This is a genomic window from Paenibacillus sp. NFR01 (assembly GCF_900111565.1).
Lineage (GTDB): Bacteria > Bacillota > Bacilli > Paenibacillales > Paenibacillaceae > Paenibacillus_AQ.
Genome location: NZ_FOIK01000007.1, coordinates 147,178 through 161,236 on the forward strand (window position 1 = coordinate 147,178; position 14,059 = coordinate 161,236).

The window sequence follows — 14,059 nt, forward strand, 5'->3', positions numbered from 1 at the left end:
CGGCGGCAAACGGGTAAACTTATATACAGCCGTTTGTACGATGACGACGATACAGAGGAGATGAATGACGTGAGCAAGGAACCGGAGGAACATGTGGACGATGGACTTGTTACCGAACGGGATATCGACGAGGAATTTGGGTTGTTTCAAGAGGGCAGCTATCCCGGGGCTTTGCCGGACCAGGATCAGCAAGGGGCGATCCGCCATGCGCTGCCGGATGAGGGACACGGCGAGCGCGAGGATAAAGATTAAATCCGTTTATTGCGAGCATCATTAATAAAAGGCACAGTGCCATTGGCACTGTGCCTTTTCAAGTTTAATTATTTAAATCCATATAGCCGGAAGTTACTCATATCGATCCAGCAAGTTCTGCAGAATCACATAAGATTGCTCCAGGGTCAAATTGTCCAAAGGCTGGAACTTGTTATTTCCTATCCCGTTCAGCAATCCCAGCCGCACGGAGGCGTAGACTGCGTCTTTGGCCCAGGAGGCGATGCCGGAATCATCTTTGAACGGCGTAACGGATACGCCGGCCCCTGAGGAGGCCGTCTGCGTGCGCTCATCCAGGATCTGCACCAGTTTGCTTAACATTGTCGCCGCTTCCTGTCTGGTTACGGTTTTCCAAGGAGAAAACGCCGTAGCGGAGGTGCCTTTGATCAAGTTAAGTTCGTAAGCCAGCGTAATCCGGGAATCCTGAATATCCTTGAAAGGAGAAGCGGTAGTACTGCTTACCTTGCCTGCAATGTTCTCGTATACCTTAAGCGCTTCTTTGGCAAACGTATACCGGTTGACTGGTGTTTGATATTTGCTGTCGGAGCTCATCGCCACAATGCCGTTGGCTTTGGCTTTGCTGTAAGCATCCTGTGCCCAGGCGCTCACCCGGTCCTTGGGATCGGCGGTTTTGACGGACACATAGACCGGCTCTGAAGCGTTGAAATATTGATTCGCGGATATGGTTGCGCTGCCGCTTCGTTTCGCTGTGATCGTCCCGTCCTGATCGACCGCTGCCACTTCAGGATTGCTGCTGGTGAACTGCGGCGCCAAGCCGCTTTCTTTGTCCGCCTGGTTAATGCCCGTGTACAGCTGCAGCTGTTCGCCGGGAATCAACTGGATACTTTCTGTGCGGAAGGAGGCTTGGGCGAGCAGATCAAACATCGTCGTCTCGAAGGAGATGGCTGTTTCTGCGCCGCCTTTCGAATAGATCCCCCGAATGTCTACCTTAAACGTATCCTCATCTTCAAATGCCGATATTCCGTCAGGCCTAAAAATAATGCAGAACGGGATGCCGTATCCGCTTTTCTCTACATTGAAATATTTGCCCGATTTATTGGTGTCCTGCGCGCTGAAGCTCCAAGAACGGCCGTCCCGGATGCGTGTCAGGTTCACGCTAATCTGCCCGGTACGGGTATTGTCGTATTTGTCCGGATTCAGCGAAACGGACCACGCATCGTCCGGGGCAAACAATTCCTGAGGGAAATATCCGGCCGACGGCCAGCTGACGTAATCATATTGGACCTCGCTGGCGCTCCGCTCTCTGTTGAACGCGTACATGGCTCCGTACGGATAGATGTTGTCTCCGTTCTTGAAGGTGAAGCCGAACATGGTTTTCTTCATCTGCGGATTGATAATCCAGCGCCGGTGGCCCACGCGGTCAATGTTGGAGGTGTCGCTGTCCGACATATATCCGGTCACATTGCTGTACAGGGTAGGGTTGCCTGCGTACAGATTGCTTGATTTGGCTCCGTCGGCGGCGAGGCGAAACAGGGCATCATCCATTCCGGCCGGCTGGCTCGGGTAATGGCTGAGACCGCCATTTAAAGCGTTGGCCATGGCAGCGGCCTGCTCCTGCGGCGCCAAACTCCAATCGGCTTCCACGTCGCTCGGCAGTCCCGCGAGATATCTGACGAAATTCACGGCCTTGAGTCCGTCTTCTATGTAGACCTGCTTAAGTTTTCCGGCATCCATGGGCGTTCCAAATTGCGGCGCCGCTTCGAAAATATCCATGCTCTCCATGTAATCAAAGCTCTGCGACATCGGACGAAACTGCTTGAACACCTCACGGATCTCCTGCGGGCTTCTGCTCGCACTGATATCCTGGACGTTCTGCCCGGAGGCGGATGTTCTGGAAGGGAATCCAGTCAGCAGCAAGGCTGCGCTGACGATGCCCAATACTCGAAATTTGAATTTCACGGTATCTCCCCTTTATGTAAATGATTTCTTCGGCACAGTATATATCGGCTTGCGGCTGGCAGATCTAAAGAATTTCCCGGATAGACCTTTAATTTGGTACTAAAAAATGTATACGCTTTCCTTCTATAATTTACTAAGAATGGAGGTGAAAGTTAGAAGATTGCGAGAAAAAAGACTGGGCGGTTGGCAAGGGCAAGCGGAAATCAAAAACCATTGAGGAGGCAAGCCATGTTTAAGTTCAGCAGAAAAATGTTCACGGCGTTGTTTGCGGCATCACTCAGTATTTGTTTGTTTGCATCAACCTCCAATGCGGCTACGGATTATTGGCAGAATTGGACCGACGGCGGCGGCACCGTCAATGCCGTCAACGGATCAGGCGGCAATTATAGCGTGACCTGGTCCAATACAGGCAATTTCGTCGTCGGCAAAGGGTGGAATACCGGATCGCCGACCCGGGTCATCAACTATAACGCCGGGGTGTGGGCGCCATCCGGCAACGGGTATCTGACGCTTTACGGATGGACCCGAAACTCGCTGATCGAATATTACGTGGTGGACAGCTGGGGCACCTACCGGCCTACCGGAACCTACAAAGGCACCGTAACCAGCGACGGCGGAACTTATGATATCTACACGGCTACGCGTTATAATGCGCCTTCGATCGACGGTACCCAGACCTTTACCCAATTCTGGAGCGTCAGACAGTCGAAGCGGGCGACCGGTGTCAATTCCGCCATTACATTCAGCAACCACGTCAATGCGTGGAAGAGCAAGGGCATGAATTTGGGCAGCAGCTGGTCGTATCAGGTGCTGGCGACGGAAGGGTATCAAAGCAGCGGCAGCTCCAATGTGACGGTATGGTAGCTTTACGTTAAGCGGTTTGCCGGGGCCGGACGGTCTTGCACCGGGCGGCCTTATCCATTTTACATGGGAGCGATGCGCCGATGAAGAAAGCATGGACATTTCTTTTTATAGGATTAATGGTGATTTGCAGCGCGTGCTCTGCGAAAACGGATGCGGCGGAGAAAGCGGCCCCGTCCCCCGGAAAGGCAGATCATCTCGTCTGGGTGGAGGGCGGAGCGCCCTTACATCCGAAGTCCAATGATTACGGCAAGCAGGGTACGCTGAGTAATTTTTATATCGGCAAATATGAAGTGACGCAAAGCGAGTGGCTGGAGGTCATGGGCGGGAATCCCTCCACGTTTCGGGGAGGCAATCTTCCGGTGGAAATGGTCAGCTGGTACGATGCCGTGGAATACTGCAATAAACGGAGCGTGAAGGAAGGCTTGGAGCCGTATTATACCATCACTAAGAATACAATCGATTCGAACAATAAGAACGATAATGATCATATAAAATGGCAGGTGACACCGAACCCGGAAGCGGACGGCTACCGTTTGCCTACGGAGGCGGAATGGGAGTATGCCGCAGGCGGCGGCCGGCAGAGCAAGGGGTATCTTTACAGCGGAAGCGGCAATGCGGAAGAGGTCGGGTGGTTCTGGCGGAATGCCGGCGACACGTTCCTGAACGGGGATTGGAACTGGCCGCTGATCGAGAACAACCATAACAGGACCCATGCCGTCGGGGGCAAGCAGCCCAATGAGCTGGGAATCTACGACATGTCGGGCAATGTGCGGGAATGGTGCTGGGACTGGTACGCCGAGGGCGACGGGCAGGCTGCGGGCGGCGTCTACCGGATCGTCAAAGGCGGCGGGTGGATCGGCGACGTCAGCAACAACGAAACCTCGTACCGGGGAAAATTCGATCCGAACGGATACGGCCCTGACCAGGGTTTTCGGGTGGTGCGGAGCGATTTGCTGTACTAAAAATCACATAAAAATGCATGTAAAGTGAAAATGTTTGTCAAAAAACAAAATTTAATTGCCTTTCCTGCCGATAAATGAGATAGAAATTAGTTCTTCCGTACCGGAGTTCGTTACCGGAGGCGCACTTCGCGGGGGATACTGACATCTCAGAAGGAGGCAATTCATGTTTAAGAAGGCAAGCAGGCTGGGTTTGGCGTTTCTATTAATCGTAGGATTACTGCCCGTTTTTTCATTGCAGGCGAATGCGGGAGCGGGATCGGCGTTTACGGCGGTTAGGGATTTTCCTATACGTCCGTTGGCTGACTACAGCGCGGGAGGGAATTTTTCGGATGCCCAAGGCTTATCCAACGGGAATGTAGCTGTATTGTCAAACACGTCATACTACGACAGCAGGGCTACTTCCTACATATACACTTACTATTTAAAGGTATTTGACGGGGCGGGTGCGCCGATTACCGACGTTAATTTGAACAGCTTAATGGACACGTATTATAACTCCTTTGAGATTCACATGCTCGCATTAAGCAGCGGAAACATTCTGCTCACCTATAATAAGAGCGACAGCAGCACCTACAATGTCCAGCGGGGTTCTGTTATCGAAAGTGCTCCGAATGCTTATTTTATGGTGTTGAATCAGGCGGGACAGAAAGTGGTCGGGCAGACGCAGATCAACGCTTACAGTGACCCTAGTCTTCCTCAGCTTACGCGCAGTATTTCTGCGACTGAACTGTCCAATGGGGATATTGCTTTCTCTTGGCAGCGCAATAACAACATCAGTACGGCGACGCGAGTATTTACGGCCTCGGGCATGCCGGTCTCGAATGAAACGCTTCTGGTCCAGGATAATGCCATTAACTCCTATGTATCCGCCGGAGATGGCGTTTATATGGCGGCGTACAACTCCGGGGGGAATCAGGATCAGATCACGCTGCAGATATTTGCAAATGATGGAACGCCGGTAACCGCTATTGATATGGGGAACCGAGGAGAAAGAGATCTTTTGAACCTGTCCACTCTGAGTAACGGCAACTTCATTTTCAGTAAATATAATTATTTAACGGGTATATCCAGCGTTTATTTGTATGATAAGACGGGTACGAGCCAGGGGAGCTTTACAATCAACGGTTCCCTGGGCAGAGGTTCAGCCGTTTTCTATAAAAACGGCACAATCCCGGGGTTTGCAACCGTAAGTTACGATGCGGCTTCTGAAAGTGCTTTGAATAACGCTTACAACAACGGGACCGACTGGTCCGGAACGCAATTTGCTTATTTGAACTATTACGACAACGACGGGTCGCTGATTTATACTACGGAGCACCCGGTGGATTCCGGGCCGGCGGTGTTGGAAGGTTACGATGAAGAGAACTGGGTGTATGACACGGAATATCATCCAAGCTTCTATATTTATTCTGCTTTCGGCAATGGACTTGTATTTGTGAAATCCTCGAACACGGATAATACGCATTACTCGGTGACAGGAAAAGTGTTTGCCAATGGGCCTTCTCAGCCGGCCAAGCAGACCTTTACCGTGGTCAATACCAGCGACAGCGGCGTCGGTTCGCTGCGCTGGGCGCTGGAGCAGGCCGGAGCGGTGAGCGGCGGCGAGGTGGATTTTGATCCGGCGCTGGCCGGGCAGACGATTACCCTGGAGTCCGATTTGACCGGATGGGATGACGAAAGCCTCAAGGCAACTACAATCGGCGACGCTTCAACGGACGGCTTCAAGCTGACGGGACTTACGGACAGCAACGGCCAACCGGCCATCACCGTTAACGGTAATGGCCACCGGGGGATTCTGGCAACAGGTTCAGGTACGTTTGAAATGTCCAATATTCGCATGATCGGCTTTAATATCACCGATGCTGCCGGCGTATATGGCGGATTTGGTTCAGCGTTGACGGTCAGCGGAAATCATTATACCGATGTCAATCTTACGAATGTCATTTTCGCCTCGAATGCCATGATATTTAAGGATCAGGGCTCTATTGTTTCTTTGGGTTCGATGTTTACACCTTATGAGGTGAATCTGGACCGCGTGGCGTTTTTCAACAATGAGCTGAATGGGGCAGCAACATCCAGTGATACTAACCAGGCGGCATTGTTGTTTACCGGGCAAACCGCAGGCAGCATCAGCAACTCCCTTTTTGCCAATAACAATACGAGCGTGACGACTTCGGGCGATACATACGGCGCGTCGCTTGGCGGGACGTTCGATCAGAATATAAATATCGTGAACAACACGTTCTATAACAACAGCGTAAGCAACTATGGCGAGGGAGGCGCCTACGGGCCCATGGGCTTCTTATTTGCGTGGGGACAGGACGAAAGCAGCACAAGCAGCACAAGCAGCGTTCAGGTTTATAACAACCTGGTCATCGATAACAAAATAAACGGCAATACAATGAGTGCTTTACATGATTTGTACTACAACTTAAACATACTTGACAATGTGGCTATTATACCCGGGAATAACCTCCTGGGAGGGTCCCCGTTCTTGTTTGTCGATGCATTCAAGGGAGATTTTCGCTTGGCGAGTACAGAAACCGATGCCATCGACAAGGGCGACAATGCTAAAGTCATAGGCTCACTGGATCTGTCGGGGGCAGCCCGCATCAGCGGAGGAACTGTGGACCTCGGGGCTTATGAAATGTTCGCCAGTGCGCCGGAAATCACTCCGTCTGCAGGGATTGACTTCGCAGCCGAGCAATTGACAGGCCTTGTGCCGACCGGCTCCTATACGATTAACGGAGCTGCGGCTACGGCAGACAGCAACGGTAAGCTCGACATCTCCAGCGGCTGGTTCGGCACTGCGCTGAGCATCGTTAAGCTGGGTAACGGCAGCACGACGACCGACAGCGCGGACCAGATGCTTGCCATTCCGCTGCGTCCGAATGCTCCGGCCGGCGTTAGCGCTACGGATGTGACGCCAGGCGGCGGCAGCGACGGCAGCATCAACAATGTGACGCTGGCGATGGAATACAAGCAAGCCGGCTCGAGAGATTGGGCCGCGGTGACCGGTACCAGCATCTCCGGGCTTGCGCCGGACACCTATTACGTCCGCTATAAGGCAAAGGAAGATGCCTTTGCTTCAAATGCGGCGTCGGTAACCGTACACGAGTCCAATGCCACGACTCCGGATATGCCTGAGGTAACGGCAGACGATCTTAACAATGTGATTCTGGGATTGGATACAAGCATGGAATTCGCTGTAGATAACGGGGAGTACATCCAGTATAACGGCAATAATGCGCCGGACCTGAGCGGCGAGCACACGGTCAAGGTGCGGGTGGCCGCCAGCGGTTCCGTACCGGCCGGCGAAGCGACTGTGCTGAACTTTACGGCGAATCCGGCTATTCCGGCCAGTGGCTTGAATGTTCAGGCCAGCGATCCGAGGGGTGCAGCGAATGACGGCAAAACAAAGGTGACCGTGGCGCCGGCACCAGGCCAAGGCCACAGGCTGATCTATAAAAACTTTGGCAGCATTGCCGGGGAAAGCCCGAATGTAGGCGATATGCCGCTAGGCTATACCATTGTCGGCGAAGATGGCCTGATCCCGGCTGCGAACGGTGATCAAATCGGCGTTGCCGAGATCGACGCCTCCGGTAAAGTGGTTCGATACGGCACTGTCACCGCTGTGGTGGCAGCAGAACCGTCGTTGCCGGATAGCGGCAACAATAACTCGGGCAATACCAACACAGGAAATACAAATACCGGCAGCACGGGCACCGGCGATACAGGTATGGTGGACGACGTAATCGTGCTCGTCAACGGCAAAACTGAAAATGCCGGTAAAGCAACCACAACCACAATCGGAACCGTAAAGACAACGGAAATCGCCGTTGACCCGGCGAAGCTCCAGGCCAAGCTGGATGACGAGGGGATTGGGGCGGTAGTTACGATTCCGGTAACGCAGAATTCCAATATTATCTCCGGGGAACTGACCGGCCAGATGGTCAAGAACATGGAGAACCAGTTGGCAACGCTGGTGCTGCAGACGAACCAGGCTTCGTATACATTGCCGGCCCGCGAAATCAACATCAGTTCGCTGGCGCAGCAGCTCGGCAGCGGCGCAAACCTGAATGATATCAAGCTGAAGATTACGATCGGCGAAACTTCCGCCACGATGAGCCAAGTGGTAACGGATGCCGCCGGCAAGGGCGGACTTACCCTCGTAGTTCCGCCAATGGACTTTACCGTAACCGCTGTTTATAATGGAAAAACCGTGGAAGTGAGCCGTTATAACGCGTATGTGGAACGTACCATCGCGCTGCCGGAAGGCGTTGATCCAAGCCGAATCACGACCGGAACGGTAACCGATCCGGATGGCACGGTACGCCATGTGCCTACGAAGATCACCGTGAAGGACGGGAAATATTACGCCACGATCAACAGTTTGACGAACAGCACCTATTCGGTGATCTGGCACCCGCTGACATTTGCCGATGTGGAGAACCATTGGGCAAAGGATGCGGTGAATGACATGGGCTCGCGTCTGGTCATTTACGGCGTGAACGAAACAACGTTTAATCCGAACGCGGATATTACACGAGCGGAGTTTGCGGCGATTATCGTCCGCGGCTTGGGCCTCAAGCTCGGCGACGGGACGGCGCATTTTGCGGATGTCGCCTCGGGCGCCTGGTATGCCGGCGCCGTGCAAACGGCTCGGGCATACGGTTTGATTAATGGCTTCGAGGACGGCAGTTTCCGCCCGGAAGCGAAGATTACGCGCGAGCAGGCGATGAACATCATCGCCAAGGCAATGATGCTGACGGGACTGGCCGGCAAGACCGGCACGGCCGATACTTCGAGCGTGCTTGCGGCGTTTAACGACGCGGACAGCATCGGAGCATGGGCCAAGGACAGCCTCGCGCTCGCGGCCAAAGCCGGCCTGGTCAGCGGCCGTGGCGGCAGCAAGCTGGAAGCCAAGGCGAACGTTACCCGCGCGGAGGTGGCGGTCTTGATCGAGCGGCTGCTGCAGAAGTCGGACCTGATCTAAAGCAAATCACTGGCAGAACAGCCACTGCCGGAGTTTCCGGCGGCTGGCTTTTTCTTTTTCACACAGAAAGGTCCAGAAAGATATGGTAGGATGAATGTAGCTGTGCCATACCAAGCCTATGAGCGTCCAGCACGGGATGCGGAAAGGAGAGGGTGCTATGAAATCGAGGTTCGGCGTTGTCCGGTTTGGCGGAATCACCTTGATCCTGTCGGGAATACTCTTTTTCGTGGTGTACCTGCTTGTTCTGCCTCTGCCCGATCCGCCGCTGCCGGACGCCGATTTGCTGGCATGGCTAAAGGAATGGAAGTTTAATCTATCGATGGCCGACGAGGTGCTGCTGTTTGCCGCGCTTGCGCTGCTGCCCTCGACCGTGGCGCTGCACCGGGTACTTGTGAAGACCGATCCAATCAAAACCTGGCTGGGCTGCAGCGTGATGGCGGTTGCCGTTCCTGTCTATATCGTGCTGGATATCGTGCTCGGCCGGCTGGTGTATCCGGTGTACCATCTCGAACTTTCGCCTGATATCTACAGGCTTGTGCTTAGCCTTTATTACGGCGGCATGCATATGATTGCCATTCTAATGTGCATCGCCACGATCGTGCTCAGTCTGGCGATTCGTCGCAGCCGAATGGGCGAGTGGTTGGTCTACCTTGGATTTGCGGCGGGAATGGCCGATGTGCTCGGGGCATTTCCTTGGCTGACGGGAACCGCTGTGGAACTGGTGCATCAAATCCTGTTCGCGGCATGGTTTATCGCGGTTGGGCTTAAGCTGTGGGGCCTTAAGAATGAGGCTAGGGCATAGTCCGTCCTGCGAGGTGCATGCCTATCCCGAGAGCGGTATGAACGCCTTGGTCAACAATGTGCATGAACCACAAACGACATCGGTGTACGAGGTCAAGGACATGCTTCCGGAGACCCATTTCCTCTATTACAAGAACCCTCTGAACCCGTAGCTTCTTCATGGTCAATAATACAGCGCTGATTTTGGTGATGAGGCGGATCTCCGCCTCTTTTTTGTATAAGGAAGGAAATCGGTAGCCGGCGGAGAATCAGCAAAGGGAAGAACCCAAGCGGAAGGAAGCGAAGCGATGTCCATGTCGGCTGCATCCAACAATCGATTGACCTGTATCGGCAGCGGCCATAAGCCGCCCAATTTGCATAGATGGGGCCCGGGGGTGCGCGATGTGTACGCTCTGCATTACATCGCCCGCGGCAAAGGCGTACTGGAAACAAACAATCAAAGGTATCCGCTTCAGGCGGGAGATAGCTTTGTCATTTTTCCGGAAAGAGAGGTCTACTATTATCCCGATTTGCAGGATCCCTGGGAATATGTGTGGATCGAATTTAAGGGAGAGGAAGCGCTGCGGCTGTTGTCCATGACCCTCTTTGCACCGGCAAGCCCGGTTGTTGCGGAATCGCCTGCCGATCTGTCGCCTTTCTTTTATATGCTTGAGCATGCGCCTTCGCGGCCGGATTACGAGACCCAGCGCGCGGAAGGGCATCTGCGCCTGCTGCTCTCCTATTATCTGGAGTATTATCCGCAGGAAGCGCCCGGAGCACCGGCCAATTACGTAGAACGCGCGAAGGAATATATCGGGCAGCATTACTGGAGAACGGATCTATCCGTGTCGGATGTGGCGGATGCCGTCAATATCGAGCGCAGCTACTTGTTCCGGATGTTCAAGCAGGCAACGGGAATGTCCGTATCGGCCTATCTGATTAACTTCCGGATCCGGCGGGCGTGCGAGCTGCTGGAATCATCCGGTTTGTCGGTCAAATCGGTTGCATGCTCCGCGGGGTATAAGGACCCGCTTTATTTTTCGAAGATCTTTAAAAGGGCAACGTCACACACCCCCTCGGAATATATGACGCTGCACCGCAAAATCGGGGCATTACCGGAATAAGACGCAGTTTCCCGAAGCCCGGAAATACTCGATGAGCTTAAGAATGGGCTCCCGACCGCAGTTCAAAGAGATGCCAAGGCAATCGATGCACTGGAAGTGCTGCGCCGTGCGGGAGACCAGCTTCAGATAAATGGCGACATCGTCGGTCCTCAGCGGAACGCCGCAGCTTTTGCAAGTCCGGTCGGCCGGCATCTAGTCCACCAGCTTTGCCCGCAGGACCAGGCAATCATGGGCTTCCACGACCGGCGAGAACCGTTCCTTGTGCAAGCCAAGCTCCTGATGCGACCAACAATCGTAGAGCGACAACGAATAACCGGAAGCGTAGGGAAGGCCGAGGTCCCAGAACAGCAGGGATACTTCACGCCGGGTTTCGCTCATGTTGAAGAAGCCAATGGCCAGGTCGCCGCCGGCCAGCGCTTTTACCAAGATAAAGACCTCGTCGGTGTGGAACCACTGCGGCTCCGGCTTGATCCGGTAGGCGCCCCGGCCTTCGGGGTCTTGGTTGATGGCAATCAGGTCCTTGTTCTGTAAAATCTCTTTGGCGGCAGGGGAAGTCTTGCGGATATCGCATCCGATCATCAGCGGGGAACCCATCAGGCTCCAGAGGGAAAAATGGGTTTTGTATTCGGTATCCGTACAGCCGCCGATCCGTCCGATAAACTCGTCGTTGCTGCCGCCGTACATGCCGACGACCAGCATATCCATATCGTTATGGCAGAAAACGCCGGTGTAACATTCCTGATCGAGCTGCGAGTGTGCGAGCGTTTTGATCGAATCCCAGCGGTCCTGAATGTCGGGCGTAGACCGGTACATATGGGCGCCGGAGCTGCGGATCCACCGGGGTACGTTGTCCTCTCCCCAGTTGCAGGCGGAGAACAGGATGTCTCTCCCGCTGTTTTTTAAAGCCAGGGACATGCGCTTATACAGCAGCTCGCCCGGTATATTCCGCGGCTTGAAGCAGTAATCGTATTTCAGATAATCGATTTCCCATTCGGCGAATTGGCGGGCGTCCTGGAATTCATGCTCGAAGCTGCCCGGGTAACCGGCGCAGGTGTGCGTGCCTGCGCAGGAATACATTCCGAACTTCAAGCCTTTTGCATGGATATAATCAGCGAGCGCCTTCATCCCGCCGGGGAATTTGACCGGATCCACGACCAGACGGCCATCGGCATCGCGCTCTTTCAGGCTCCAGCAGTCATCGATGACGATATATTCGTAACCGGCGTCCTTATACCCCTCCGAGATAAAAGTGTCCGCAACCTCGCGGATCAGCTGTTCGTTGATGTCCCACGTAAACGTATTCCAGGAATTCCACCCCAGGGCGGGGGCCAGGCCAAGCATTGTGCTTGCGTTCATGTCCAATCTCATCCTCTCTGATTGCCGTAATGGCGTGTTCTCTGTATTTAATCACAGCGGATGGGACCGGCCTATGGCCTCACGTTGCTTTGATATCGAAATTTGTTGTTTGCTTGGGGACAAGAGTTGTTACACTGTAGAGGAGCAATGAATTTGTACAGGGGGGATGACAGTCCGATGAATGCAGAACAGGTAATGCAGGAGCTGGAAGCGCTGGGCAAGGAGCGGACCCAAAAAATCTATCTGTCGAACGGGGCGCGGGAGCCGCTGTTCGGCGTGGCCACCGGAGCGATGAAGCCGATGGCGAAAGTCATTAAGCGGAATCAGCCGCTGGCCGAGGAATTGTACGGGACCGGCAACTATGACGCGATGTATTTTGCCGGGGTCATCGCCGATCCGGAAGTCATGACCGCAGAGGATTTCGAGCGCTGGATCGACGGCGCGTACTTCTATATGCTGTCCGACTTTGTCGTGGCCGTTACGCTGGCGGAAACTAAGATCGCCCAGGAGGTGGCCGATGCATGGATCGCGAGCGGCGACGAGCTGCGCATGTCGGCAGGCTGGAGCTGCTACTGCTGGCTGCTCGGGAACCGCAAGGATCACGAGTTCGACAAGGACAAAATCGCTGGCATGCTGGACACGGTGGCGAAAACGATCCATGCCGCGCCCGAACGCGCCAAATACAGCATGAGCAACTTTATTTATACAGTAGGCGTATCCTACGTACCGCTTCATGAGCAGGCATTGGCGACGGCCGAGGCGATCGGCCAGGTGGAAGTGAACAAGGGCAAGGGTAAACCCGGCTTTCTGAACGCGCTCGGCAACATTCGCAAGGCGGTCGATAAAGGCCAAGTCGGCTTCAAGCGCAAATATGTGAGATGTTAAACAGTGACGCTGTACATGATCGCTGGAAATTTCGGAGGAAACTGTAGCGATGGATTTACGCTTGAAGTTTAATGAGGATGCGCGAGGCTATGACCGCTGGCGTCCGACATACACGGCGGAATTATTCCAGGATATACTTCATTATTCCGGCTTGAAGAAAGACGGCCATGCGCTGGAGATCGGCATCGGGACGGGGCAGGCGACGCTGCCGGTCCTCGAAACGGGCTGCCGGGTGACCGCCGTTGAATTGGGCGACAGCCTGGCGGAGTTTGTCCGCCATAAATATGCGGCATATGCCAATCTGGAAGTAATAACAGGTGATTTCGGGAGCTTCGCAGGGGAAGAGGCGGCATTTGACTTGATCTATTCGGCAACCGCTTTTCATTGGATTCCGCAGGAGGCGGGGCTAGCGAAGGTTTTGGGTCTGCTGAAACCGGGCGGAACGCTGGCGCTGTTCTGGAATCATCCGTTCGTGAATCGGGAGGACGATCCGGCACACCGGGATATTCGACTCTCGTATGCCAAGTATAAGCCCGTGGATGTGCCGCCCCGCGAATTTGACGGGAGTGCCTGTCCGGCCTATGCGGAGCAACTGGAGAAAGCCGGGTTTGCAGAAGTGGCAAGCCGGTTATATTATGCGACCCGGACACTCAATGCGGACAGTTATCTCGCGTTGCTGAACACGTATTCGGATCATCGGGCTTTACCGGGACCGATCAGGGAAGGCCTGGAAGGCGAAATTGCCGGGGCGATCGAACGGAACGGCGGTCAGCTAAACATTTACGATACGATGGATTTATATCTGGCGAGAAAAAGCTGACGATCCCAAGCGCTGCGCAGGCTATGACAATGCCCTGCAGCGCTTTTTGTGCGTATCCGGCAGCTGCAACAGCTTAAATGCC

Annotated in this window: 11 protein-coding genes; 9 read left to right on the forward strand and 2 right to left on the reverse strand. The window is 54.2% G+C overall.

Features of this window, described 5'->3' with window-relative positions; genetic code table 11:
- Positions 1-69: 69 nt before the first annotated feature.
- On the forward strand, positions 70-252 hold the full coding sequence (locus BMW84_RS22095) for a hypothetical protein (protein ID WP_091072162.1): 183 nt from the start codon (positions 70-72) through the stop codon (positions 250-252).
- Between the two features lie 93 nt (positions 253-345).
- Here BMW84_RS22095 and BMW84_RS22100 read toward each other — a convergent pair whose 3' ends face one another.
- Complete coding sequence (locus tag BMW84_RS22100; RefSeq protein ID WP_091072165.1) at positions 346-2,190, reverse strand: S-layer homology domain-containing protein; 1,845 nt, start codon at positions 2,188-2,190, stop codon at positions 346-348.
- A gap of 228 nt (positions 2,191-2,418) precedes the next feature.
- On the opposite strand from BMW84_RS22100, the gene BMW84_RS22105 reads away from it, so the two are divergent.
- The 6 genes from BMW84_RS22105 (at position 2,419) to BMW84_RS22125 (ending at position 10,916) form a co-directional block, all read left to right on the forward strand.
- Positions 2,419-3,054: a glycoside hydrolase family 11 protein gene (locus BMW84_RS22105; protein ID WP_091072168.1), complete on the forward strand. Its 636-nt coding sequence runs from the start codon at positions 2,419-2,421 to the stop codon at positions 3,052-3,054.
- A gap of 80 nt (positions 3,055-3,134) precedes the next feature.
- The gene (locus tag BMW84_RS22110) at positions 3,135-4,016 is read left to right on the forward strand and encodes a formylglycine-generating enzyme family protein (RefSeq protein WP_091072170.1); all 882 of its coding nucleotides are present in this window, start codon (positions 3,135-3,137) and stop codon (positions 4,014-4,016) included.
- 163 nt (positions 4,017-4,179) lie between these two features.
- The gene (locus tag BMW84_RS22115; RefSeq protein WP_091072172.1) at positions 4,180-9,012 is read left to right on the forward strand and encodes an S-layer homology domain-containing protein; all 4,833 of its coding nucleotides are present in this window, start codon (positions 4,180-4,182) and stop codon (positions 9,010-9,012) included.
- A gap of 157 nt (positions 9,013-9,169) precedes the next feature.
- Positions 9,170-9,814: a hypothetical protein gene (locus BMW84_RS22120; RefSeq protein WP_091072174.1), complete on the forward strand. Its 645-nt coding sequence runs from the start codon at positions 9,170-9,172 to the stop codon at positions 9,812-9,814.
- Positions 9,798-9,965 carry a 1,3-beta-galactosyl-N-acetylhexosamine phosphorylase C-terminal domain-containing protein gene (locus tag BMW84_RS24880; RefSeq protein WP_175498996.1) on the forward strand — a complete coding sequence of 56 codons (168 nt, stop codon included), beginning with the start codon at positions 9,798-9,800 and terminating at the stop codon, positions 9,963-9,965. The genes BMW84_RS22120 and BMW84_RS24880 overlap by 17 nt, the downstream gene beginning before the upstream one ends.
- Before the next feature lie 135 nt (positions 9,966-10,100).
- Positions 10,101-10,916: an AraC family transcriptional regulator gene (locus tag BMW84_RS22125; protein WP_091072177.1), complete on the forward strand. Its 816-nt coding sequence runs from the start codon at positions 10,101-10,103 to the stop codon at positions 10,914-10,916.
- Between the two features lie 192 nt (positions 10,917-11,108).
- On the opposite strand, the gene BMW84_RS22135 is transcribed toward BMW84_RS22125, so the two are convergent.
- Positions 11,109-12,272 carry a glycoside hydrolase family 27 protein gene (locus tag BMW84_RS22135; protein WP_091072181.1) on the reverse strand — a complete coding sequence of 388 codons (1,164 nt, stop codon included), beginning with the start codon at positions 12,270-12,272 and terminating at the stop codon, positions 11,109-11,111.
- A 177-nt stretch (positions 12,273-12,449) separates the two neighbouring features.
- Between BMW84_RS22135 and BMW84_RS22140 the strand changes: the two genes are divergently transcribed.
- Both BMW84_RS22140 and BMW84_RS22145 read left to right on the forward strand, forming a co-directional pair.
- On the forward strand, positions 12,450-13,157 hold the full coding sequence (locus tag BMW84_RS22140) for a DNA alkylation repair protein (protein WP_091072184.1): 708 nt from the start codon (positions 12,450-12,452) through the stop codon (positions 13,155-13,157).
- Between the two features lie 49 nt (positions 13,158-13,206).
- Positions 13,207-13,977 (forward strand): class I SAM-dependent methyltransferase, encoded by a 771-nt coding sequence (locus BMW84_RS22145; protein WP_091072185.1) that lies wholly within the window; start codon positions 13,207-13,209, stop codon positions 13,975-13,977.
- Positions 13,978-14,059 lie beyond the last annotated feature (82 nt).

Bases quoted from the DNA above. Each gene is read 5' to 3' on its own strand.
- BMW84_RS22105 (WP_091072168.1), top strand. From the start codon at position 2,419: ATGTTTAAGTTCAGCAGAAAAATGTTCACGGCGTTGTTTGCGGCATCA.
- BMW84_RS22110 (WP_091072170.1), top strand. From the start codon at position 3,135: ATGAAGAAAGCATGGACATTTCTTTTTATAGGATTAATGGTGATTTGC.
- BMW84_RS22115 (WP_091072172.1), top strand. From the start codon at position 4,180: ATGTTTAAGAAGGCAAGCAGGCTGGGTTTGGCGTTTCTATTAATCGTA.
- BMW84_RS22120 (WP_091072174.1), top strand. From the start codon at position 9,170: ATGAAATCGAGGTTCGGCGTTGTCCGGTTTGGCGGAATCACCTTGATC.
- BMW84_RS24880 (WP_175498996.1), top strand. From the start codon at position 9,798: ATGAGGCTAGGGCATAGTCCGTCCTGCGAGGTGCATGCCTATCCCGAG.
- BMW84_RS22125 (WP_091072177.1), top strand. From the start codon at position 10,101: ATGTCCATGTCGGCTGCATCCAACAATCGATTGACCTGTATCGGCAGC.
- BMW84_RS22135 (WP_091072181.1), bottom strand. From the start codon at position 12,272: ATGAACGCAAGCACAATGCTTGGCCTGGCCCCCGCCCTGGGGTGGAAT.
- BMW84_RS22140 (WP_091072184.1), top strand. From the start codon at position 12,450: ATGAATGCAGAACAGGTAATGCAGGAGCTGGAAGCGCTGGGCAAGGAG.
- BMW84_RS22145 (WP_091072185.1), top strand. From the start codon at position 13,207: ATGGATTTACGCTTGAAGTTTAATGAGGATGCGCGAGGCTATGACCGC.